General features: G+C 36.5%; 24 protein-coding genes and 6 pseudogenes. 13 read left to right on the top strand and 17 right to left on the bottom strand.

Annotation, left to right across the window (positions count from 1 at the left end):
- Window positions 1-5 precede the first annotated feature (5 nt).
- From ACLKMH_RS02790 to lptM, 5 genes and pseudogenes are all read right to left on the bottom strand, one after another.
- Entirely contained in the window at window positions 6-719 is a 714-nt protein-coding gene (locus ACLKMH_RS02790; RefSeq protein WP_413700779.1) for an HAD-IA family hydrolase, read from the bottom strand.
- Entirely contained in the window at window positions 719-1,618 is a 900-nt protein-coding gene (gene xerC, locus ACLKMH_RS02785; RefSeq protein WP_413700778.1) for a tyrosine recombinase XerC, read from the bottom strand. Before xerC ends, ACLKMH_RS02790 begins: the two co-directional genes overlap by 1 nt.
- A 66-nt stretch (window positions 1,619-1,684) precedes the next feature.
- Window positions 1,685-2,516, bottom strand: a pseudogene (gene dapF / locus ACLKMH_RS02780) (diaminopimelate epimerase).
- Window positions 2,517-2,655: 139 nt separating this feature from the next.
- A pseudogene (lysA, locus tag ACLKMH_RS02775) lies at window positions 2,656-3,919 on the bottom strand (diaminopimelate decarboxylase).
- Window positions 3,920-4,053: 134 nt separating this feature from the next.
- Window positions 4,054-4,173: an LPS translocon maturation chaperone LptM gene (gene lptM, locus ACLKMH_RS02770; protein ID WP_413700777.1), complete on the bottom strand. Its 120-nt coding sequence runs from the start codon at window positions 4,171-4,173 to the stop codon at window positions 4,054-4,056.
- Between the two features lie 72 nt (window positions 4,174-4,245).
- On the opposite strand from lptM, the gene cyaY reads away from it, so the two are divergent.
- On the top strand, window positions 4,246-4,560 hold the full coding sequence (gene cyaY / locus ACLKMH_RS02765; RefSeq protein ID WP_413700776.1) for an iron donor protein CyaY: 315 nt from the start codon (window positions 4,246-4,248) through the stop codon (window positions 4,558-4,560).
- 18 nt (window positions 4,561-4,578) lie between these two features.
- Here cyaY and ACLKMH_RS02760 read toward each other — a convergent pair whose 3' ends face one another.
- Window positions 4,579-4,755 carry a hypothetical protein gene (locus ACLKMH_RS02760; protein ID WP_413700775.1) on the bottom strand — a complete coding sequence of 59 codons (177 nt, stop codon included), beginning with the start codon at window positions 4,753-4,755 and terminating at the stop codon, window positions 4,579-4,581.
- Between the two features lie 243 nt (window positions 4,756-4,998).
- On the opposite strand from ACLKMH_RS02760, the gene ACLKMH_RS02755 reads away from it, so the two are divergent.
- Both ACLKMH_RS02755 and coaD read left to right on the top strand, forming a co-directional pair.
- Window positions 4,999-5,232 (top strand): hypothetical protein, encoded by a 234-nt coding sequence (locus ACLKMH_RS02755; protein ID WP_413700774.1) that lies wholly within the window; start codon window positions 4,999-5,001, stop codon window positions 5,230-5,232.
- Window positions 5,233-5,241: 9 nt separating this feature from the next.
- The gene (gene coaD / locus ACLKMH_RS02750; protein ID WP_413700773.1) at window positions 5,242-5,715 is read left to right on the top strand and encodes a pantetheine-phosphate adenylyltransferase; all 474 of its coding nucleotides are present in this window, start codon (window positions 5,242-5,244) and stop codon (window positions 5,713-5,715) included.
- Between the two features lie 32 nt (window positions 5,716-5,747).
- Here coaD and mutM read toward each other — a convergent pair whose 3' ends face one another.
- The 5 genes and pseudogenes from mutM to radC all read right to left on the bottom strand — a co-directional run bounded on the left by mutM (window position 5,748) and on the right by radC (window position 8,385).
- Complete coding sequence (gene mutM, locus ACLKMH_RS02745) at window positions 5,748-6,560, bottom strand: bifunctional DNA-formamidopyrimidine glycosylase/DNA-(apurinic or apyrimidinic site) lyase (protein ID WP_413700772.1); 813 nt, start codon at window positions 6,558-6,560, stop codon at window positions 5,748-5,750.
- A gap of 93 nt (window positions 6,561-6,653) precedes the next feature.
- Window positions 6,654-7,100, bottom strand: coding sequence for a hypothetical protein (locus tag ACLKMH_RS02740; RefSeq protein WP_413700771.1), 447 nt, complete (start codon window positions 7,098-7,100; stop codon window positions 6,654-6,656).
- A 66-nt stretch (window positions 7,101-7,166) separates the two neighbouring features.
- Entirely contained in the window at window positions 7,167-7,322 is a 156-nt protein-coding gene (gene rpmG, locus ACLKMH_RS02735) for a 50S ribosomal protein L33 (protein ID WP_011768487.1), read from the bottom strand.
- 11 nt (window positions 7,323-7,333) lie between these two features.
- Entirely contained in the window at window positions 7,334-7,570 is a 237-nt protein-coding gene (rpmB, locus tag ACLKMH_RS02730; protein WP_019616405.1) for a 50S ribosomal protein L28, read from the bottom strand.
- 134 nt (window positions 7,571-7,704) lie between these two features.
- Window positions 7,705-8,385 (bottom strand): annotated as a pseudogene (gene radC / locus ACLKMH_RS02725) (RadC family protein).
- 115 nt (window positions 8,386-8,500) lie between these two features.
- On the opposite strand from radC, the gene coaBC reads away from it, so the two are divergent.
- The 4 genes from coaBC (at window position 8,501) to ACLKMH_RS02705 (ending at window position 11,814) form a co-directional block, all read left to right on the top strand.
- Complete coding sequence (gene coaBC, locus ACLKMH_RS02720) at window positions 8,501-9,715, top strand: bifunctional phosphopantothenoylcysteine decarboxylase/phosphopantothenate--cysteine ligase CoaBC (RefSeq protein WP_413700770.1); 1,215 nt, start codon at window positions 8,501-8,503, stop codon at window positions 9,713-9,715.
- A gap of 2 nt (window positions 9,716-9,717) precedes the next feature.
- Window positions 9,718-10,173 (top strand): dUTP diphosphatase, encoded by a 456-nt coding sequence (gene dut / locus ACLKMH_RS02715; protein WP_413700769.1) that lies wholly within the window; start codon window positions 9,718-9,720, stop codon window positions 10,171-10,173.
- Window positions 10,174-10,192: 19 nt separating this feature from the next.
- Window positions 10,193-10,795: a nucleoid occlusion factor SlmA gene (gene slmA, locus ACLKMH_RS02710; protein ID WP_413700768.1), complete on the top strand. Its 603-nt coding sequence runs from the start codon at window positions 10,193-10,195 to the stop codon at window positions 10,793-10,795.
- A gap of 203 nt (window positions 10,796-10,998) precedes the next feature.
- On the top strand, window positions 10,999-11,814 hold the full coding sequence (locus tag ACLKMH_RS02705; protein ID WP_413702243.1) for a mechanosensitive ion channel domain-containing protein: 816 nt from the start codon (window positions 10,999-11,001) through the stop codon (window positions 11,812-11,814).
- Between the two features lie 74 nt (window positions 11,815-11,888).
- On the opposite strand, the gene metJ is transcribed toward ACLKMH_RS02705, so the two are convergent.
- The gene (metJ, locus tag ACLKMH_RS02700) at window positions 11,889-12,164 is read right to left on the bottom strand and encodes a met regulon transcriptional regulator MetJ (protein WP_413700767.1); all 276 of its coding nucleotides are present in this window, start codon (window positions 12,162-12,164) and stop codon (window positions 11,889-11,891) included.
- Window positions 12,165-12,364: 200 nt separating this feature from the next.
- Here metJ and metF point away from each other — a divergent pair, with 200 nt between their 5' ends.
- Window positions 12,365-13,273 (top strand): methylenetetrahydrofolate reductase, encoded by a 909-nt coding sequence (metF, locus tag ACLKMH_RS02695; RefSeq protein WP_413700766.1) that lies wholly within the window; start codon window positions 12,365-12,367, stop codon window positions 13,271-13,273.
- 5 nt (window positions 13,274-13,278) lie between these two features.
- Here the strand turns inward: metF and ACLKMH_RS02690 are convergent, their stop codons facing one another.
- Together ACLKMH_RS02690 and cyaA are read right to left on the bottom strand one after the other, a co-directional pair.
- Entirely contained in the window at window positions 13,279-15,252 is a 1,974-nt protein-coding gene (locus ACLKMH_RS02690; protein WP_413702242.1) for a class I adenylate cyclase, read from the bottom strand.
- Window positions 15,250-15,698, bottom strand: a pseudogene (gene cyaA, locus ACLKMH_RS02685) (adenylate cyclase); the annotation flags it as partial. The gene ACLKMH_RS02690 and the pseudogene cyaA, both read right to left, overlap by 3 nt.
- A gap of 471 nt (window positions 15,699-16,169) precedes the next feature.
- On the opposite strand from cyaA, the pseudogene ACLKMH_RS02680 reads away from it, so the two are divergent.
- A pseudogene (locus ACLKMH_RS02680) lies at window positions 16,170-17,228 on the top strand (polysaccharide lyase family 7 protein).
- A 102-nt stretch (window positions 17,229-17,330) separates the two neighbouring features.
- On the opposite strand, the gene ygfZ reads toward ACLKMH_RS02680, so the two are convergent.
- Both ygfZ and ACLKMH_RS02670 read right to left on the bottom strand, forming a co-directional pair.
- Complete coding sequence (gene ygfZ, locus ACLKMH_RS02675; protein WP_413700765.1) at window positions 17,331-18,092, bottom strand: tRNA-modifying protein YgfZ; 762 nt, start codon at window positions 18,090-18,092, stop codon at window positions 17,331-17,333.
- 34 nt (window positions 18,093-18,126) lie between these two features.
- Window positions 18,127-18,309, bottom strand: a complete 183-nt coding sequence (locus ACLKMH_RS02670; protein WP_413700764.1) for a hypothetical protein — start codon at window positions 18,307-18,309, stop codon at window positions 18,127-18,129.
- A gap of 132 nt (window positions 18,310-18,441) precedes the next feature.
- Between ACLKMH_RS02670 and ACLKMH_RS02665 the strand changes: the two genes are divergently transcribed.
- The 4 genes from ACLKMH_RS02665 to ACLKMH_RS02650 all read left to right on the top strand — a co-directional run bounded on the left by ACLKMH_RS02665 (window position 18,442) and on the right by ACLKMH_RS02650 (window position 20,727).
- Window positions 18,442-18,693 (top strand): succinate dehydrogenase assembly factor 2, encoded by a 252-nt coding sequence (locus tag ACLKMH_RS02665; protein ID WP_413702241.1) that lies wholly within the window; start codon window positions 18,442-18,444, stop codon window positions 18,691-18,693.
- Window positions 18,665-19,096 carry a protein YgfX gene (locus ACLKMH_RS02660; RefSeq protein WP_413700763.1) on the top strand — a complete coding sequence of 144 codons (432 nt, stop codon included), beginning with the start codon at window positions 18,665-18,667 and terminating at the stop codon, window positions 19,094-19,096. The genes ACLKMH_RS02665 and ACLKMH_RS02660 overlap by 29 nt, the downstream gene beginning before the upstream one ends.
- 256 nt (window positions 19,097-19,352) lie before the next feature.
- Window positions 19,353-20,363 (top strand): (Fe-S)-binding protein, encoded by a 1,011-nt coding sequence (locus ACLKMH_RS02655; protein ID WP_413700762.1) that lies wholly within the window; start codon window positions 19,353-19,355, stop codon window positions 20,361-20,363.
- Window positions 20,332-20,727 carry a hypothetical protein gene (locus ACLKMH_RS02650; RefSeq protein ID WP_413700761.1) on the top strand — a complete coding sequence of 132 codons (396 nt, stop codon included), beginning with the start codon at window positions 20,332-20,334 and terminating at the stop codon, window positions 20,725-20,727. Before ACLKMH_RS02655 ends, ACLKMH_RS02650 begins: the two co-directional genes overlap by 32 nt.
- Window positions 20,728-20,847: 120 nt before the next feature.
- On the opposite strand, the pseudogene nadB reads toward ACLKMH_RS02650, so the two are convergent.
- Window positions 20,848-22,476, bottom strand: a pseudogene (nadB, locus tag ACLKMH_RS02645) (L-aspartate oxidase).
- Between the last annotated feature and the right edge of the window lie 104 nt (window positions 22,477-22,580).

The following is a 22,580-nucleotide window of genomic DNA, read 5'->3' as shown; positions in this document are numbered from 1 at the left end:
TTTATTTATTCAGTAATTAAGAAGTATAGTTGATTTAGTTGGTTAATTTCAACCGTTGGTAATAAACGTGCACCATTTAAAGGTTGTTTATGTTCATTAAGCCAGATTGCTTGGGCATGGTTGTTTTGTGCGCCAAATACATCACTAATAACGTGATCTCCTACATGTAGAATATCACTTACTTCAATATTTAATTGTTTGGTCGCTTGTATAAACAGATCTGCCTGTGGCTTGGTTGCAAGTGTGCCACCAGCTTTAAGAATAAATTGAAACTTATCATGTAGACCGATCTGTTTCTCATCTACGTTACCATTGGTAATCGCAATAACAGGGTAATGTTGTGATAATTTTTCTAATAAAGTGATGCTTTCACTGGGCACCTCGAAGTTACTGCGTAAACGTAAAAACTCTGCAAAAGCAATTTGTGCATATTCAATGGCTTTATATTCAGTAATGCCAAATATAACCATTATTTTTTGTAAAATTTTGAGTCGCCATAAAGATACATCATTAATAAGATCTGGGTTTTCATTTAATACATGCTTTTTATATAAATTCCATTGATGAGAGGTTAACTCACTTAGCTCAGGATAGGTCTCATTCAGATAAATAATGAAGTCTATTTCTGCTTTTTTCATAATAGGGTGGTTATTATATAAAGTATCGTCAAGATCAAAGCTAATAGCTTTAAAGGGTTTTAAAGGGCGGTAGAATTTCATTATTTTTTCCGTTTTGATCTAGGGTGAGCTTTATCGTAGACCTCTGAGAGGTGCTGAAAATCGAGGTGTGTGTATACCTGTGTGGTAGATAGGTCTGCATGTCCTAGTAATGTTTGCACGGCGCGTAAATTGCCTGATGATTCTAACATATGAGTAGCAAAGGAGTGACGTAGCTTATGTGGATTAAGGTGACTAGCTAAGTTTTGTTGTAGTCCCCATTTTTCCATTCTAGCTTGCACACTACGTACGGAAATACGCTTTTTAAGTTTAGAAGTAAACAGAGCTGTCTCCCCAGGCTCACAATAATCACTACGGACTTTTAGCCATGCGCCAATAGCTACAATTGCTTTTTCTGTAATAGGTAATAATCTTTGTTTACTACCTTTGCCTAATACAATCATCTCTTTTTTATGTATTTTAATATCTTTTAAGTTAAGACTTACTAATTCGCTAAGTCTTAATCCTGATGAGTACATAAGCTCCATCATGGCATTGTCTCGCAAACTAAGCGGATCATTATCATCCATATCGAGTAGCTGGAAAACTTCATCAACAGAAATGTTTTTAGGTAGTGGGTTATCTAGTTTAGGTGCGACGACTCCCTTTGCAGGGTTGAATGTCAGTACTTCATTATCCACAAGGTAAGTTAAAAAAGAGCGTAATGCAGATAGCTTGGTTGCAATAGAGCGTGCTTTAATGCCTTTTTGATTAAGCTTTTTAACCATTAAACGTACATGATCACTTTCTAATTCAGACCATTCAGTTAGGTTTATATCAAGGACTAAGGCAACAAATTCAGCTAAATTTCGCTGATAATTATTAATAGTGACTAGGCTTAAACCTCGCTGGCTAGCAAGGTGATTAAGGTACTGGTCGATTGGTTTTTGTAATGAGATCATTAACTGAGTAAGCTTTAAGAGAGAGCAGACATATTTGTCTTCAATGCCCTCCTATTAAAACTTAGGCTAAACCTGAATCTGCCCATCGAAAACAAAGTCTGCGGGCCCACTCATACGAAACCACTCAATCCTGGTTGCCAGAAAAACCTTAATTTACCTCCTGGTAATTCAATGGTGCAATGGGTATCAAGCTTCCCCTGTAATTGACCTATCACGGTCATGCAAGACAGGCACCAGTGCCACATGCAAGTGTTTCACCAACACCTCTTTCCCATACACGTAATTTGGCAAAATCACGACTGACTACTTCTAAAAAACCAACGTTTACTTTATTGGGAAAACGTTCATGTACTTCTAATAAAGGCCCTAGTGTTTCAACGGGAGCTGTTTTTATATCGTCAACCATGACCACACAATGTGGGTTACCCATTGAGACTGCACCACATAAAACGGTATGATCTTCAACGCGTAATATATAGGTTTTCTCTTCTTTTTGCGCTTCAAAGGGAATTTTAGCGGGCTCTAAAATAGGTTTTCCCATATCAACGGTTATATTGCCGTCTTGTTCAATTTTAAGCTGAATTTTTCCTTTTGCTGTACTGACATTAACAATTCGCTTTTGAGTTAGGCCTTTTAACTTTACAAAGCGTGCAAAACAGCGAGCACCATTACCACATTGCTCTACTTCACTGCCATCGGCATTAAAAATGCGATAATGAAAATCAAGCTCAGGATCATAAGGAGCTTCAACCATTAATAATTGATCAAACCCGACACCAAAATTACGATCGGCTAAACGGCGGATAGCATCTTTAGAAAGGAAAACATTCTGCGTGATATTATCAATGACCATAAAGTCATTACCTAACCCATGCATTTTTGAAAATTGGATGTTCATTTATTTTGTTTTCCTATCTAAATTAAGCTTTGTATAAATTTTAATAACGCACTGATTTATTGTGCTTTATTAATAATGGCTAATATTTTAAAAATAATATTAGCCATTATTTTTGTGAATGTTTAAAGTAAAATATGTACTAAGGTAAAACGTGTTCGCCAGCCCATAATGAGCGATGCTCTTCTCGTTCACGGACAATAAAGGCTTTGCCATCATCAACCATAACTTCGGCAGGGCGACAGCGAGAGTTATAGTTAGAGCTCATTGTTGCACCATATGCGCCGGCACTTCGTACTGCTAAGTAGTCACCTTCTGCGATTGTTAGTTGACGATCTTTACCTAAAAAGTCGCCAGTTTCACAGATTGGGCCAACAATATCGTAGTTTCTTAATGGACGAGTATCCGATTCGACTAATTTATTATTAAGCGGAATAATATTTTGCCAAGCACTGTACAAAGCAGGGCGGATCAAATCATTCATAGCCGCATCTACAATTGCGAAGCTTTTATTATCATTGATTTTTAAGAACTCAACTTTGGTCACTAATATGCCTGCATTTGCCATGATTGCACGGCCTGGTTCGAATAATAATTTTAATTTTCGATCACCCATTTTTTCAATGATAGCATTCATATATTCTTTTGGTTCAGGTGGCTTTTCTGCATCGTAAGGCACACCTAAGCCACCACCGAGATCAAGGTGGCTAATGCTAATACCTTTTTCTTCAAGTTGATCGATTAAAATTAATAGTTTATCTAGTGCTTCAATAAAAGGCGCTACTTCAGTAATTTGAGAGCCAATATGGCAATCAACGCCTTTTACTTCAATAAACTCAAGGTCGTTAGCTAAATGATAAACGGTTAATGCTTGTTCTATTTCAATACCAAATTTATTTTCTTTTAAGCCAGTAGAAATATATGGATGAGTCCCTGCATCTATATTTGGATTAATACGAATCGAAATAGGCGCTTTAAGTTTTAAACCAGTTGCTACTTCATTAATTCGGTAGAGTTCAGAGATTGACTCTATATTGAAGCAATAGATACCCGCTTGTAATGCAGTTGAAATTTCAACTTCAGTTTTACCAACACCTGAAAAAACCACTTTTTTAGGATCGCCACCGGCCTGAATAACACGTAATAGTTCACCCACTGAAACAATATCAAAACCTGAACCTAAACGCGCCATCAAGTTTAAAACACCCAGATTAGAGTTTGCTTTCACCGCATAACAAATTAGATGAGGATGTGCGCCAGCGAACTTCATCAAACCCTTTCCAATGTCTTTCTATAGTGGCACGTGAATAAATATAAGCAGGAGTTCTTGACTTTGCGATAACATCTTCAACAGGTAGCCCTTCAACAAAAAGACGACCATCATTTTGATAATTAAAGTGATCCAATTTTAAATCCTTTTTATTTGTTTAAATTAATAAAATAGAGAGTGAATGATTTCATCAAAAAAATGTATTGCTTTTTGATCATGAACTCGTGCTTTTTTGTTCAACGAGTGATTCTTCTACTTCTTTTTCTGTTGCTATTGATTTTTTTCTATTGTTTGTGTCTCTGGCGCGCGATAAAGTGGACCTTTCATGCCACAACCAACGAGTAAGCTTGAAAAAAACAAGGGTAATAATAATATTTTTAGCTTTTTCATTGCTTATCCTAGTTAAATATTTTGAGCTCTCTATAATCGCATTTCATTGTACAAAAGCAAAGGGGATAGATCGTGAATGACAGTCAATTTCAGCAATTAGCGGATGAGTTGTACCAAACCATCGAAGATTGTATTGAAGAATCAGGTGCAGATGTAGATTATGACCAAAATGGAGGTTTATTAACCTTAGAATTTGAAAATCGTAGTAAGCTGATTATTAATCGCCAACAACCCCTGCATCAAGTTTGGTTAGCAACTTTAGAAAATGGCCACCATTATGATTATATTGATGGAAAGTGGATTGATGATAGAAGCGGAGATGAGTTTTTAGCGTTTTTATCAAAAGCTATTTTTAAACAATCAAAGGAACAGGTAACATTTAGTTAAATGTTACCTGTTGATACTCTATAAGTAACGTTTCGCAAGCGGATAATAGAGGCTAAATGATGCAAGATAAAAGGTAACAACCCAATTGTGGTAGTTACTGTAGCCGTGAGAAACAATATCAAATAAAGCGAATAACGCGATGGTTAAAAAAAGAGTTTTCAGTATCTCATTAACAATTAATTTGCTATAAGTCATTTTATTTACCCCTTTACTTTGTATTGAGTGGTCTATTCAATATAGGCCATTTTTAAAAGAAAAAAGTACTTGAGGTAGCTAAAAAGAAATAAAATTTTAACATTATAAATAATTATTTGTTTTTAAAAGGTTTTATGTTTTTATTTTTTTGATAAATATATATTAATAATATTGGTACGGTTTAAAACAAAAACGGAACAAATAACTCACAGAAGTTAGTTTGTTTTGTATACAAGGAGTAATATGTTCAAGTTATTTATTATTTACCCATTCGTGTTATTTATTGTTGTATGGTTAACGAGTGATGTAGAAGTAGGAGCGTCATTATATTCTTTTAGCGAGAATCATATCGCCCTTGAGTTTCCTAAAGCTTCATTCCGTTCCGATGAAAACCCTGAACCTTGGTTTACTTTTTACTGGAATGGTGAGTCTGCTCGTGATGAGTTACAACAAATTAATGATGCCGTTGTTAAATAGGAAAATTAAATGAAAACAGTATTGTTACCAGGATCATTTGATCCCGTTACTAATGGGCACCTAGACTTACTAAGTCGTGCATCATGTATCGCAGAGCGTGTCGTGGTGGCTGTTGCCAAAAATGACACCAAAAATACCCTGTTTGATTTGCAAGAACGCTGTGTGTTATTAGCTCAAGCAACGGAACATCTTGAGGGAATAGAAATTATTCCTTTTTCAGGTTTATTGGTTGATTTTGCAAAAGAACAAGGTGCACAAGCCTTAATTCGAGGCATTCGTGGTGCAACTGATGCAGACTATGAAATACAACTTTCTCAAGTAAATAAGGTTCTAAACCCGCAACTTGAAACAGTTTTGTTAGCAACCACTTGTTCTACAGGTTTTATTTCTTCAACGATTGTCAAAGAAGTTTTTAAACACGGTGGTGATATTAGCCAATTGGCACCAACCTGTGTTCAAAATGCACTTGCTCTAAAATACTAGTCACAAAATAAAGCAAAAGATAGTAAGCCTTTTTATTTCTGGCACTGCGGGCAATACACGCTGTTACGAGTCGCTAATTTAAGCGATTTTAATGGTTTATCACATTTAGGGCATTGTTGGCCTGTTTTGCCATAAATAAGCAATGTTTGCTGAAAGTAACCTGGTTTTCCATCACCACCGACAAAATCCTTTAGTGTTGTGCCACCTTGTTTTATTGCTACCTTTAGAATGTCTTTAATCGCCGTTGTTAATAATAAATAACGTTTTAGAGAGATATTACCGGTCGCGCGTTTCGGGTTAATACCTGCAGTGAATAGTGCTTCAGTTGCATAGATATTGCCAACACCCGTGACTACCTTTTGATCCATAATAAATTGTTTAACAGGAATTTTTCTACTTCCTGCTAATTCAAAAAGGTATTTCCCTGTAAAGTCATCACTCAAAGGTTCAGGCCCTAAATGACTAAGCAAGCTTGACTCTAATGGTGTTAAACCTAACCATAAAATGGCGCCAAATCGACGCGGATCGGTATAACGTAGAAGACATTGTTCAAAAATGAAATCGGCATGATCATGTTTTTCTGGAGTACTTTGTAAAGGACAAATGCGTAAACTACCAGACATACCTAAATGAATTAATAGCGTACCTGATTGAAAATTGAGTAATAAATATTTAGCGCGACGATCAATACTGAGTAACTCTTTATTTTTTAGGTAACTTTGTAAGTCATCGGTGATTTTCCAGCGTAATTGAGGTTGACGGATAACAACTTTATTGATGCTTGAGCCAACAATATGTGGACTTATGCCTCTGCGACTGGTTTCAACTTCGGGTAATTCAGGCATGTTTTTCTCCGTTGTTTAGTATTGTCTGACGAACTTGGTGATAAGGGCGTATAGATTCATCTTTTATTGTTAAACTATCGACCCAAAAACTATCTACCCAAAAAACAATGGCAACTGTTGTGCGCTTAGGAAGAGAGACATTTTTTCGTCGGTTTGTAATAAATAATTTTCACCCTGTTGAATCAATTTCACAATAATAGGCTGATCTTGATTAGCAGTATAAACTTGCATAATAAAAGGGTTTTTAGGTTGGATAATAGGCTCTTGAGTTTGTAAGGGCAGGTTTTGCCAATTTTGTACTAATAAAGTCAGTTGATGTTCAGATAACCCCAAGTCGGGCTGGCTTACCCAACTTCTACCATTTCGTTTAATAGAGAAATCTGGTGTTTTAATTTCAACAATCATAACTTGATTATCAATTATTGTACGTTGCTTTACTTTAGGTTCAAGTAACAGTTTATGGCTAAAATTAAACAGAAAAATAATGGTTAACACGCCAAAGATAAGCACATTATTCCAGCCTTTTTTAGATAATCTCATTAGTCACTTTCCTTTAGGCATAAAAAAACCCAGTATAAACTGGGTTTTTATTAGATAAAATCAAATTTACTTGATTTTGCCTTCTTTGTACATAACGTGTTTACGTACAACAGGATCAAACTTTTTGATCTCAAACTTTTCAGGCATAGTCTTTTTATTTTTATCAGTAGTATAAAAATGGCCAGTACCAGCACTTGAATTTAAACGAATTTTATCACGCATTTTAAAGCTCCTTAAACTTTTTCGCCATTAGCACGGATATCAGCTAATACTGAATCAATGCCTTTTTTGTCGATGATACGCATACCTTTAGTAGTTAGGCGTAATTTAACAAAACGGTTCTCACTCTCAACCCAAAAACGGTGTGTTTGTAGGTTAGGTAAGAAACGACGTCGTGTGCGGTTCTTTGCGTGTGATACATTGTTACCAGTAGCTGGACGCTTACCTGTAACTTGACATACTCTAGACATGTCGATTTCTCCAAATATTTAGTTTTACTCGAGCAAAATAGTCGAACACCTTTTTTAGCCGTCGCCAAAGGCGTCGAGGGCGCATTTTATACATGATTGAGCATGAAAGATCAACAATTCTGTTAATTAAAGCACTAAATCCATCCTTTTTCGGCAAAAGAGGTGGTTTTTTGGTGTCCGATAATGAAATGATCTAAAACTCGCACATCAATTAATTGCATTGCAGAAACAATTTTTTCGGTTATTTTCCGATCCGAAATACTGGCTGTAGGATCACCGCTTGGGTGGTTATGAACCAAAATAATAGCGTACTGCATTTTCATGTAATACTTTTTGAGCAATTACTCTTGGGTGAACTGTTGCACTATCAATTGATCCAAAGAAAAACTCATGAAAGCAAATAATTTGATGTTGCGTATCTAATAATAGTGCAGAGCAAAGACTTCGTAGGGATAGGCCTGCATTTTTGATATGAGGAAGTTTTTAGTCTGAGATGCACTAGTAAGTGCCTCTCCTTTTTGTAAAGGTTCTTGGAAATAACGGCGAGACATTTCTAACACAGCTTGTAATTGTACGTATTTCGCTTGGCCTAAGCCCTTTTGTGCACAAAAATCACTTTCTGAGGCCGCAAATAAGCCATGTAAGGAACCAAATTCAGTTAGCAATAAACGTGCAAGTGAAACAACATCAATACCTTTACAGCCAGTGCGTAAGAAAATAGCCAGTAGTTCAGCATCAGAAAGAGCATTACTTCCCTTTGTTAATAACCTTTCTCGTGGTCGCTCTTTATTTGGCCAGTCTTTCAGGGTTGCCATTTTTATTTCCTTTATCTTTTGTTGACATTAAATCTAAACGATAAAAGCATAAATTGCACTATATGTTTATGGTATCCTAACTTTTTTATTTTTAACCTGCTTATGAGTATTCTCTATGTCTGAATTAATTGGGAAAAAGATTTTATTAGGTATTTCAGGTGGTATTGCAGCTTATAAATGTGCAGAGCTTACGCGTCGATTAAAAGATCAAGGTGCCGATGTACGAGTTGTAATGACTAAAGTCGCTAAGGAATTCATTACGCCATTAACAATGCAAGCTGTTTCTGGACACGTTGTTGCAGACTCTCTCCTTGATCCAACTGCAGAAGCGGGAATGGGCCATATTGAACTTGCGAAGTGGCCGGATATTATCTTGCTTGCGCCTGCAACGGCAAATTTAATTGCTCGATTAAGAGTAGGACTTGGTGATGAATTACTTACTACACTGTGTTTAGCATCTCCTGCCCCTATTGCTGTTGCACCCGCTATGAACATGGAAATGTATTTAGCACCATCTACACAGGAAAATATTTCGGTTCTAGCTTCCCGTGGTATGCCTATTTGGGGACCTGGTGACGGCATGCAAGCCTGTGGTGATATTGGACCAGGACGATTATTAGAAATTGATGAATTAGTACAATGTGTTATTAAGTATTTTACGCCAGAAAAACAGTTGCTTGAAGGGGTTAACCTCACTATTACTGCTGGACCAACACAGGAATCATTAGATCCGGTTCGTTATATCAGTAATCACAGCTCAGGAAAAATGGGGTTCTCATTAGCAGAAATGGCTCAAAAAATGGGAGCAAATGTTACTTTAATTAGTGGACCTGTTAATTTAGCTACTCCATCAAAAGTACAACGTGTTGATGTTTGTAGTGCTTTAGAAATGCACCAGGCGTGTTTTGATAACCTTTCGCATTGTGATATTTTCATTGCCTGTGCGGCTGTTGCTGATTATCGACCAGCACAAATTGAAACTCAAAAAATGAAAAAACAGCAGGGAATTGATGATTTAATTATCAAATTAATAAAAAACCCAGATATTATCGCCGATGTTGCGAATGCTGAAAATAGTCCTTTTTGTGTTGGTTTTGCAGCTGAAACGCAAGATGTTGAACGTTACGCCTTAGATAAGTTAAAACGAAAAAATTTAAAGTTGATTGTCGCTAATGATGTCGCAAAATCTGGACAAGGTTTTAATAGTGAACAAAATGCATTAACAGTATTTTCTGATACAGAAAGGTTTGATATAACCCTCGCCGATAAAAAAGCCGTTGCACAACAATTATTAACCATCATTGCGCAACAATATCTGCAGAGTAAATAGTAATGAAACAGATTAAACTTAAAATACTTGATGATAGAATAGGCAAAGAATTTCCATTACCAGAACATGCTACAGCAGGTTCCGCCGGAATGGACTTACGAGCTTGCATTGATCAACCTATTGAGCTTAAACCTGGTGAAACACAATTAATTCCAACCGGTATTGCAATTCATATTGCTGATCCTAATTTAGCGACTACAATTTTACCTCGGTCTGGTTTGGGTCATAAGCACGGTATTGTACTAGGCAATTTAGTTGGGCTGATTGATTCTGATTATCAAGGTCCTCTTATGGTGTCCTGTTGGAATCGCGGTGATAGTGTTTTTACGCTTGTGCCAGGCGAGCGTTTAGCACAATTAGTTTTTTTACCAATTGTTCAAGCTACATTTGAAGTTGTAGATAGCTTTGAATCTTCGCAACGTGGTGCTGGTGGTTTTGGGCATTCAGGGAAAATATAAGTAAAGGAAGTTAGTAATAATGGCTACAACAACAATAAAAAAGAAAATAAACCGTAAGGATGATATTTTACGCGCTTTAGCAGTGATGTTGGAAGGTAAACCAGGTCAACGTATTACCACTGCAAAATTAGTCGCTGAAGTGGGCGTTTCTGAAGTCGCTTTATATCGCCACTTTCCGAGCAAAGCGCGTATGTTTGAAGGCTTAATTGAATATATCGAAAATACTATTTTCACACAGATCAATTTAATCAAAGAACAGCAAAAACAAACGTTTACACGTGTAGAGCATCTATTATATTTCTTATTAGGTTTCGCAGAGCAAAACCCTGGAATTACGCGTATTTTGACCGGAGATGCTTTACTTGGCGAAAATGAGCGATTACAGGTTCGCATTGAACACGTCTTTTCAAAGCTAGAATCACAAATCAAACAGATTTTACGAGAAAAGCCGATGATTGATGGTGATAAGTTAAATGCTGATGAAACCGTTATTGCTAACCTTTTATTAGCTTATGTAGAAGGGCGTATGAACCAGTTTGTACGTTCGCAGTTTAAACAAAAACCCACACAGAACTTTAAAGTTCAATGGGCGTTTTTCCACAACCAATTAAAATTAAGCTAAGAAGGAAAGCGACAAGGCAAACTAATCAATTTGTGCCTTTTAAATAAAAAAAATGCAGAACTTTATGGTTCAATGGGTATCTTTTTATAACCAATTACAATTAAGCTAAAAAGGATATAAGCATGGCTGGTGAAAAAACAACTCCTGAAGTGGCAGAAACTGCTGGTGAAATAATCGGGGAAAGATTAGAAAATAGTGCTGATATGTTAGCTAATACTCTTGAGTGGGTTAACAATAATCAAGGCCTTATTATTGAGTATGTTTTAAATATTGTTTCAGCAATTGCTATTATTCTAATTGGTATGCTGTTTGCGCGTCTTATTTATAAGGGGTTGCATAGCATGCTCAGCAAACGTGACTTAGATAGTACCATTGTGGACTTTGTTTCCTACATGGTTAAATATGTTGTGGTTGCATTTGTTTTGATTGCGACACTAAGCAGAATTGGTGTACAAACAACATCTTTTGTTGCCTTAATTGGTGCCGCAGGCTTAGCGATTGGTCTTGCATTACAAGGCTCTCTTTCAAATTTTGCATCTGGTGTGCTTATTATTGTGCTTCGTCCTTTTAAGGCTGGCGAATATATTGAAGCCGCAGAGGTCGCGGGAAGTGTTGAATCAGTGCAAATTTTTGCTACCACATTAGTTACATTTGATAACAAGTTTGTCGTCGTGCCTAATTCCGCTATTTTAGGGGGTAATATTATTAATTACTCTCGTAAACCGACGCGTCGTATTGATTTGGTGATTGGGGTGAGCTACAACGCTAATTTACAACAGACAAAGGCTGTGTTTGAAAAAGTATTAAAAAACAATGCCGGAGTATTAGACACACCTAGTACACAAGTTGCAGTTGCTGAGCTAGGGGATTCAAGCGTGAATTTTGTTGTACGTTCTTGGGCTAAAAGTGCGGATTATTGGGATGTTAGATTTCAGCTAATCGAAGAAATTAAAGATGCCTTAGATGCAGAGGGTATTGAAATTCCATTCCCACAAATGGATGTGCATATGGATAAGTAAGCTGACTTTCTAAGTTAATGATAGCTTCAGTCAAAGCCTCGCAAAAGCGAGGCTTTTTTGTTTGCTTTGTCGAACTATTTTTTTAACGAATCTGTAGCTTTATCAAGGGTTTTACTGAGGCTTTCATCTTCAGGTAAAGGTTGTCCTGTATAAGCATGTAAAAAAGCTTCACAGAGTAGTTCACTGTTGGTTGCATGACGCAGATTATTAACCTGTCGTCGAGTACGCTCATCGGTCAGTATTTTTAATACTTTTGTGGGAATAGAAACTGTGACCTTTTTTACTTGTTCACTTTTCTTCCCATGCTCAGCATAGGGGCTGATATATTCACCGTTCCAATCTTTAGACATGATGTTCCTATTTTACCCATAATGTAAGAAAGGGCATTTTAGCGATTGTTGATAAAGATGGCAAATAGACTTCTAGAAGTCTGCTTTTATCTGTGAAAAAAATTAATAATACGTTTAATTATTTTCATGTTTAATTATTTTTGTTGACATATTTTCATGAAAAGTTAGTTTATCTTTAATCATATTGAAAGGAACAAAAAATGACTAATGAAACGCTACAACAAAAATACTTCTCTGCACAATGTTTGGCGCAATTAAATGAAAATATTGCCGATATTAAAAGTGAGGTTGGTGTTTCATTTGAGTTCTTTCCTCCTGCTACGTCAGCAATGGAAGAAACACTGTGGAACTCCATTACACGTTTAAAAACACTGGAGCCTAAATTTGTTTCTGTTACCTACGGAGCAAACTCTGGTACGCGTGATAGAACACATGACATCATTAAAGATATTCGCTCGAAAACGGGTATGGTAGCCGCACCACATTTAACCTGTATTGATGCTAGTGAAACAGAGTTACGCCAAATAGCACGAGATTATTGGGAAAATGATATTCGTAGTATCGTGGCATTACGTGGTGATATTCCTGAAGGAGAGGCTAATCCACATATGTACTCAACAGATTTGGTTAAACTTCTCAAAGAAGAGGGCGATTTTGATATATCTGTTGCCGCTTATCCAGAAAAGCACCCAGAAGCACCTAATGAACAGTTTGATTTGGATGTTTTAAAGTCAAAATTTGAAGCCGGTGCAAATAGAGCGATCAGTCAATTCTTTTTTGATGCTGAGACTTTTTTACGTTTCCGAGATAAATGTATTAAACAGGGGATTGAAGGAGAAATTGTACCCGGTATTTTGCCCGTTTCTAATTATAAGACTTTAGTTAAGTTTGCAGGTTTAACCAATGTACATGTACCTGATTGGATGCATAAATTATATCAGGGGACAGATAATGATCCTATGACTCGTAATTTAATTGGTGCAACGATTGCGATGGATATGGTTAAAGTATTAAATCAGGAAGGTGTAAAGGACTTTCATTTCTACACATTGAACCGCAGTGATTTGAGTTATGCTATTTGCCACTCTTTAGGACTTCGTCCTCGCTAATTTATTTATAGCAGGGATTTCTCTGCTTTCTTACAGCGACTTTTAAAGGACAATAATTCTAACTTATTATCTGATCCTAATTGAATTTCGTAAAATTGTGGTAAGTTAAAATTAACTTGTTCATCCACATTACTTTTTTCATTGCTATTTGAAGCATAAAAACGATTCACGTTTTGTACTAAGTCATCTTTACTACCAGCAAAGCTTTGAAAGCTTTCAACTTCGTTATCAGCATTAGCAATATATACATTAAAGCCACTAGGGTAGTTTTCAAAAAAGAATTGAATTAAACCCTCACTAATATGCGATTCAATCATTTCAGCGGTTTGGTCAAAAAATGTATTTTTGAGGTTCTTAACGCTGGTGGAAAGTTTTTTATTAGAGATATGACTATATATATCTACCGTACTTTGTAAGTGCTGTAGGGAAACACCAGTTCTTTCAAAATAGAAGCCAAATTTCCTGCCTCCTATCCAAAGTGTTTGTACTGATCGCTGTGAAACAGAGTCTAGACGTAGTTGTATATACTCTTCTAATTTACTTTTAAAGCTTTGACTGATTTTTTCTGTAAAGTGCTGACTATAACAAAATAAATCAATCTGCTCAGGTGGTCTAGCGTCTTGGTGCATTTTACTTAGAATAGTATTTAAAGCATCCACCACTGCATAATTGTTATCAAAATGAAGCGTACGTACTTCATTCCAAGAATTACGGTAAATAAGATCGATACTGCCAATAAGACATTCATTATTTTGTCCGTAGGATAAAATATCGTCGTTTTCTATTTCTTCATCTTCATGAGCATCCTGCCAATGACGAGTGGGGTCTTTTTCAACATTTAAAAAAATCGTCAGATGTTTTATTTCACAGGGTTGACTTAAAGCTTGATTACTTGCTTTGGGCACAAAAACAGGGAAAACAGAGTATAAATCTTGAATAAACTGATTTAACTTATTATCAACCAGATCAGAACCTTGGTTATATAGATGAAGTTTTGTTTCATCTTCATATAAGCCATTCATGTGGCACCAGGAAATTAATTTAGAAACATAATTAGCATGCATCAGTGACTTGGTGACAATAAGCTCATTTATTTCCAGAGAGCAATTATAAAGGTACCAACCTGCTTTATTTCTATGTCCCTCTGGAACTTGAATAAAACTAAGGTGAGGTTCAGATAGATCAGGAGAAATATTAGGGTTAATGAGATCTACTTTACCAGGTAAGGTTTCATGAGTCGCATATAGTTTACGAGATAAAATACCAATATCTTCGGCACTGATTGACTCACCTATTTTATTATCTCGTGCAAAGGAAAGTAGCTTACGGTAACTTGTCATTAGAGTTTCTAGCAAAATATCCTTTGCTTTGGTGACATTGGCTACCTTCCAGTTTTTCCGGTTGTCTAAATCAATAATTTGTTCATCAACCCAATCCCACTTTTTCACAAACTTATTTAAAATCGTACGTCGCCATGCCGTATTCTGATTATCTGAAGGGCGAGATAAGGTTTCTTCTGTTTTTAAGTAAAAACAAGCACGTACTACTTCGATGCGTTTTAGATCGTTAATATTGGTAAGGTAATCGGTTACTTTTTCGAGCATTAAGCAGTAAGGATCTAGCTTTTCGTCATAGTACTCTTGTGTTTGAAAACGCTTTTTGTAGGTAATCGCAACAAGTTCTGTTTTTGGGTATTCCCAGGAGTAAGCTTCTAATAAAATAGTCTTTAATACCGCTTTATAAGGAGTATCAATTCCTTTATAGAGTTGCCATAGCGTTGCACCAAAATATTCTTCTGCTGGGATACGATGAAAACCACCTAAATCTAGCCAATCTTCACAATTCAAAATTCCGTTATTATATAAATCCTGCACGTATTGATCATAATTGTGCTCATGTTCAATAGGAATAAGGCGCCATAGTATGGATTTACCTGCAACACGTAATGCGGTGCGATAAAACTCATCGAGTAATACCATGTGTTGCGAAGAACCACAGGAATCTTTAGTTACACCAGATTCATTATTAATTCGGAATTTATTATCAGGGATAAGAAAAAATTAAGCTCTACGCCTAAACTTTCTGCCCAACGCGTAATCAACCAAGCTTTTTTCTCTAATAAGGTGACTCGTTCACTATTAAGCTGGTGGGGGTAACAGATCCAAATATCAAAATCACTTTCGGAGCATTGACCAATAGAGGCTGTGCTTCCCATTGCATACATGCCGATGATGTCTCTTTGCTCATTAGGTGCAGGAAGGTCAACCTTAAGAAAAGAACTAATGAGTTGTTGGGCACTGGGTGTTATTTCATATTGACTGATACCCGTTGGGACATCCGCATTAATATAACCAGGCAAGGTTGGTAGATTAAAATGAAATAAAATAGGGAAGGATTGAAATACATTCAACTCTTCTTTTTTCATTAATGCTTGTGCTGATTGGATGCGTAAACGATTAAATTTATCCGCTTTATCACGCGACCTAATTATTTCACAACTCAACTGGGAACCCACTATTTTGTTTGATTCTACCCTGTTTTTAAAATAGGGGAGAAAAGTGTGACCATGATAGCATTCTTTTGTAGCGCAAGGAAATATCCCTGAGTTTTTTCAGGGGTATAAATTAGAAATTTTTCTCATTAAGATCTGTGCTTTTTTATTTAATATTTTTTCGATAACTTGATTTTTTAGATTCAATAAAATTGGATTAAATCCAATAAAAACAGCCTCTGTTACTAGAAAAAAATTTTAATAAACAAGGGGGAGATCAATTTTTTGTGGATTTCTTTATTAAATATGTATTGTTTTTAGTATATGTGATCAATCAGACACAACTCATTTCTCACTCTTTTTTTGAATTGCCAACATGTATTATGTAAGACAATAATACATAATATGGATGGAAAAATGAAAAAATCACTTATTATTGCTGGTTCAGTTTTACTTACTTTACCTACACTAGTTTCTGCTGATATTGCAAATAATGGGGTTTCTTACCCTGTTCCTGCTGATAAATTTGATATGACTAATTGGAAAATTACTATTCCTGCTGATCTTAATAAAGATGGTCGTGTTGATGAGATTGAAGGCGTTGCTATGATGAGTTATTCACACTCTGACTTTTTCTTTTTAGATAAAGATGGCAACATGGTTTTTGAAGTGCAGAATAAAGCAATCACAACCAAAAACTCTAAAAACGCGCGTTCTGAATTACGTCAAATGCCTCGTGGTGCTAAATTTCACATTGATACAGCGGCTCCTTTAAATAACTTTGCATTAGCAAGTCATCCTAAGGTCGCTGATTTCAGTTCAATTGGTGGAACACTAGAAGCAACGCTAAAAGTGAACCATATTTCTGAGCATGCAAAATTTCCTGAAAGACCAGCAAAGACACTCTGTTGTTGTAGGACAAATACATGCAAAAAAATATAATGATCAAATTAAAGCTAAAACAGGTTTTGGTCATGGTAATGAACCATTAAAAATCTTCTTTAAAAATTCCCAGGACACAAATACGGTTCAGTATTTTGGAACTATGAGCGTAACCTAGCGAAGAAAGATCCTAATCGTGCAGATATTGCATACCCTGTTTGGGGTAATACTTGGGAAAACCTTGATGAGCCAGGTGAAGCAGGTATCGCATTCGGTGAAGAATTTAGTTATAGCGTAAATGTTGAAGGAAATATTATGCATTTATCCTTTACCACTGCGCGTCACAAAGAAGTTACCTATGATATTGACCTGAGCAAAGGTATTGATGATAAAGACTCTGCAACCGGATATGCAGAAGATGCTTTCTACTATAAAGCGGGTGCATATGGTCAGTGTAGTGTAAATGATACACATCCTGTATGGGGGCCGGGTTGTGCAGGTACGGGTGATTTTGCTATTGATAAGAAAAATGGCGATTACAACAGCGTGACTTTCTCTGCGTTAAAACTTAACGGTAAATAATCCTTATAACAAAAGTATTAATTATTGAGTAATTTATGAAAGAGGTGATTCAATAAATGAATCACCTCTTTTTGTTTTAGTTATAAAAAACCAGCGTATTAATTAAGCTTCTTCAAGAGAGTAGGGAAGTGGTGCATAATAAAGCGTTGAATTCTCTATTTCTTGTACTTGATAAACATCTTCTGCGCTAGAGTCGTTAGGTAAGACAGCTAATACTTCGATGTGGCCGTCGCCATATTGGCATCCAGAAATAACGGTACCAGCACGTTTCCAGTTATTGTTCATTAATACTTGAATCGTATCGCCTGGTTTAGGCGCTTGTGTTGCACGACCAGTCAAAATAAACAGTGCTCGTTTATTAGCGCCACGATATTTTGCTCTTGCAACGGTTTCTTGTCCGATATAACAACCTTTAGTAAAACTGATACCACCTAAAGCCTGTAAATTTAACATTTGTGGAATAAAAGTCGCACAGGTTTGTTCTTCAATAAAACCAACGCCAGAAGCAACATTCATCGCATTCCATAAGCTATCATCAAAAATTTCTGCGCGGTTTTTAAGATCCTCTAATACCTCTTCAGCAATTTCATTTTTCATTATGACTAAATAACGTAATGAAGGATAAGGCTGTTTAATAATTATAGTACCGCTTTCTAATAAACGACTTTCATCGTGGGTAGTCGCTATATCTACTTCTTCCGCAATATATTGCGAAGAGAGACTACCTGCCAATCCAAACGCTTTATATTCAGTTTCTTTTTTTATTTCTACCTTAGAAAAGGCCGCATATTTTTGTAACTCGGGTAATTGACGTTTTGAAACAGAACTTGGTTGAGTAAATAAAACGCGATCTTCTAATATCATTACACGGATAATGCTAAATACTTTCCCCTGCGGATTACATTGAGCCGCTTAGTGTTTGCTGGCCTGGCTTTAAACTGGTCAGATCACAAGTTAGTTGCCCTTGTAAGAAAGTAATGCGATCATCTCCAGTAACAGAGATGAGATCCCAATGATCAAGTGGACATAAAACTAAATCAGGTAGTTTGCTGATATTATCTAATTCACTTAGTTTGCGCATATATAATTGCCTCATTTATATTTTTTTACAATGGTATAGCTCACAACCTATTTTGTCAGTAGTTGCCACCAATAATTTGTTATTGTTATGATGTTAGTGTGTTTTTACCTTAATTGACAGGAAATGAAAAGAATGACTGAAGTGGTTAATAAATCGCGCCTATTATGGGCTTGCCGACGAGGCATGCTAGAGCTGGATGTTTTGTTTATCCCTTTTGTGAAAGAAGCATTTGATGATTTATCAAGTGCTGATCAATTCACTTTTCAGCGTTTATTAACCTGTGAAGATCCAGAACTTTTTGCATGGTTTATGGGACATAAGGTCTGCCCCGATGCAGAGTTAGCTAAAATAGTCGATGTCATCCTCAAACGCGTTAAAGTATAAAATAACGATTAACCAATCCTATTACGCAGGGCTTTTTATTTTCCTGCTCTATATTGGCGTTATAGCGCTTACCCTGCTTGTGGTTAGCGTGACGCTGTTTTCACTTTTTTTGTATCTATTGTTATTTGTACTTGCAGTTTATTCTGCCAGAAAAGTCTATCTACAAAATGATGAGTTTTTACTTAGCGATTCTGGATTAGTAGAACGATTTGTCTGTGGCACTCGCTATATCGGAAAAATTAGTGGAAGCTCTTTTTATAATGCTTGGTTTATATATTTAAAACTAGATATTACTAGCGATACAATATCAGAGAAGAAAGCTAAACAGTCGATAACCATTTATAGTGATGCGATTCGAAAAGATCAATTTAGGTTACTCGCTCGACTGATAAACAGTGGTTGAAACAGATTCAATAACTTTGTTAGCAGAAAATTTTAGTTTTAGGTTTATCAAGTTGTTTTGGATAATCCGATTATTAAGCAAGCCACAACCTCCTTATTTCTAAAACTTTTTAAAAGCCAACTCTTTCTAGTTTCTAAACATGTTTGGCACCTTTCTTGATTAGTCTTTTAGTTATCTATTAGAAAATTGTATTTGATTAAGTATTTAACCTTGCCTAATTACCTAAAATGCAATTGAGTACAAGAAGGGCAAACAAGTGAAAAAGTTACTAGATTGGTCCAACTACCATGATCAGGGGATGGGAGATGCTTATGCTGATATTCCTAAGCATGGTGGGAATTTTGCCAAAGCGGTGTCGGTATGCATCCGCAGTGGGGTTTGTCAGGAAACAGACAATAAAGGTGTAATGTGTCCTAGTTTTCGTTTGAATGATGATCCTGTTTTATCGCCCGGTGGCAGAGTCCAGTTGCTTAAACAGTTATTAAATCAAGATGACCAAGCTTTTTTAAAGGACCAAAAATTAGCTGACTCGCTTGCTAATTGTGTTTCTTGCAAAGGTTGTAAGCGTGAATGTGAAAACAATTTAGATATGGCTATGATAAAAGTGGAATATCTTGCACAAAGGCGTCGAGCAGGATTCCGTTCATTACGCAGTTGGTTATTTTCAGAGTTTCCTTTTTTATTATACCGCTTTCCAATATTGGGTCGTTTCATTCAATGGAGAAATAGTAGTAAGTTTTTACAGAAGTTATCTAAAAAAGTAATTGCTATTAATGAGTCAATTCCACTGCCTGAGCCTGCTCGAACACCCTATTTTGATAGTGAAAAACAATTAAAAAATAATGCCATGAGTGCTAGTTATACAGATAATAAACGTTGCATTGTGTTATTGATTGATAGTTTTAGCGCTCTGTTTTCACCTAAAGCAGTGAATGATGCGATAGCAGTACTATCCGTCGCTGGTTATGATGTTATCACTCTGCATCCAAAATCAACGGCTTCCGCTCATCTCATCGATAGTGGCAGAAGTTTATTTTCTCAGGGTTATATCGAGCGGACTAGAGAGCAAGCCAGTGATCTTATCTCTTTATTGAAGCCACATATTTTGCTTAATAGGCGAGTGGTTGGCCTTGAGCCCTCCGCTTTGTTAATGCTAAGGGATGAATACTTAACGTTGAATTTGGGAGATGAAGCGATTGCCTTAGCGAAAAATACATTACTGTTTGAGGAGTTTATTGCTCGAGAACCAGTCAAGTGGACATTTTAATGCTCGTTTCTCGCCTATTAGTGGAAATACTAAGGTATTAGTGCACGGTCATTGCCATCAAAAAGCGGTGGGTGCAATGAAGTCAATGCGTAAAGCATTACGTTTGATTCCAGATTTACCCTTTAAGTTTATTGAAGCAAGTTGTTGTGGAATGGCAGGTAGTTTTGGCCTGGAAGCTGAACACGCAGAGCAATCTAAGCAGATGGCTGAACAGGGTTTATTACCAGCACTTGATGCAGATAAAGATGCATTGCTTGTATGTAATGGTTTCTCTTGTGCGCATCAAATATATGCTTTAAGAAACCGAAAAGCAGTTCATTTAGCAACCTTGCTTGCGCGACAATTGGTGACGTCTTCGCAATAAATCAGTCCGTTATGAAATGCGATTGTTTTTTAATACGCGTAGATTTAACGACTGTTTTACCTTGAAACTTTCTAAAGGCCACTCTTCTTAAATTGAATAGTGGCTTTTAGATAGACGAATTTAATCATTTTTGGGGCACAAAATCGTCGGTTTAGGGTGCTCAAGTTGTTCTGGGTAATCTAAATTATAATGTAAACCACGACTTTCTTTACGTGACATTGCACTACGAATAATTAATTCTGCAACCTGAACTAAGTTTCGTAACTCTAATAAATTATTACCGACTTTAAAGTTACTATAATATTCATTAATTTCCTGTTGAAGCATTTGTACTCGACGTAATGCGCGCTCTAGTCGTTTATCTGTGCGCACAATACCAACATAATCCCACATAAACAGGCGAAGCTCATGCCAGTTATGTTGGATAACAACCTCTTCATCCGAGTTTTCTACCTGGCTATCATCCCAATCTGGGATATCAGCAAATTTTCTTTCTTTGTAAAAAGGCAGGCGATTAATAATGTCTTTGGCACTAGCATGCGCATAAACAATGCATTCTAAAAGTGAGTTGGATGCCATTCGGTTTGCGCCGTGTAAGCCGGTATAAGTAACTTCTCCAATCGCATATAAGCCATCAATATCAGTTTGTCCGTGATGGTCTATCATAACGCCACCACAGGTGTAGTGTGTCATGCGGGTACAATTGGCATTGGCTGGTGGGCAATATCAATGCCTAATAATAAGCAACGACGGTAGATGGTTGGGAAATGTTTGATAATAAAATCTTTAGGTTTATGGCTGATATCTAGATACATGCAATCAACACCTAAACGTTTCATTTCATAATCGATAGCACGAGCAACAATGTCGCGCGGTGCTAATTCAGCTCTTTCATCAAAATCAAGCATAAATCGAGAGCCATCAGGACGCAATAAATGCGCTCCTTCACCACGTAATGCTTCAGTTAATAAAAAGTTTTTTGCATCGGCATGAAATAAACAAGTTGGGTGGAATTGATTAAACTCCATGTTGGCGATACGGCAACCACTTCGCCATGCTAATGCAATCCCATCACCACTAGAAACATCTGGGTTACTGGTATATTGGTAAACTTTACTTGCACCACCTGTTGCTAGTGTTACGAAATGTGCTTTTATGGTTTCAACTCTTTCTATATTACGATTCCAAACATAAGCACCTAATACTCTATTCGCAGGTAAATTTAGTTTTCGGCTGGTGATTAAATCAATGGCATTATAACCTTCCATCAATGTAATATTTTTGTGTTTTTTAACAGCGCTTAGTAAAGTATTTTCAATTTCTTCACCTGTTGCATCTGCAAGCATGTAAAATTCTACGATGAGAATGACCACCTTCGCGGGTAAGATGAAAATGCGTATTGCCTTCTTTATCTGTTTCTGTATCGAAATCAACACCTGTATCGATTAACCATTGCATACTTTCTCTTGCATTTGTAACGGTAAAACGAACAGCTTCTTCATCACATAAACCAGCACCAGCTATTAAGGTGTCATTAACGTGTGAATCGGTACTATCGGTATCAGAAAAAACGGCGACTACGCCACCCTGAGCATACAGGGTTGAGCCTTCGGAGAGTTTACCTTTGCTTAAAACGTTTACTTTAGCATGAGGTGCAAGCTTTAATGCTAGTGAAAGACCGGCGACACCCGCACCGATAATAAGAATATCGCAGTTATGTTGATTAGTTATTGGTTTACTTTCTGTCATGGCACTATATGCTCTGAGTAAATGAAGTATTCGTACAGTTTATATAAAAAAGATTTCTTTTGAAATAGTTTGGAACTTTCTTAAGTGTATTAGGTCATAACTGT

The sequence above is a fragment of the Psychromonas sp. KJ10-10 genome, assembly GCF_047323245.1.
Lineage (GTDB): Bacteria > Pseudomonadota > Gammaproteobacteria > Enterobacterales > Psychromonadaceae > Psychromonas.
Note: the sequence above shows the minus strand (reverse complement) of the source record. Positions and strands in the feature narration are given on the sequence as shown.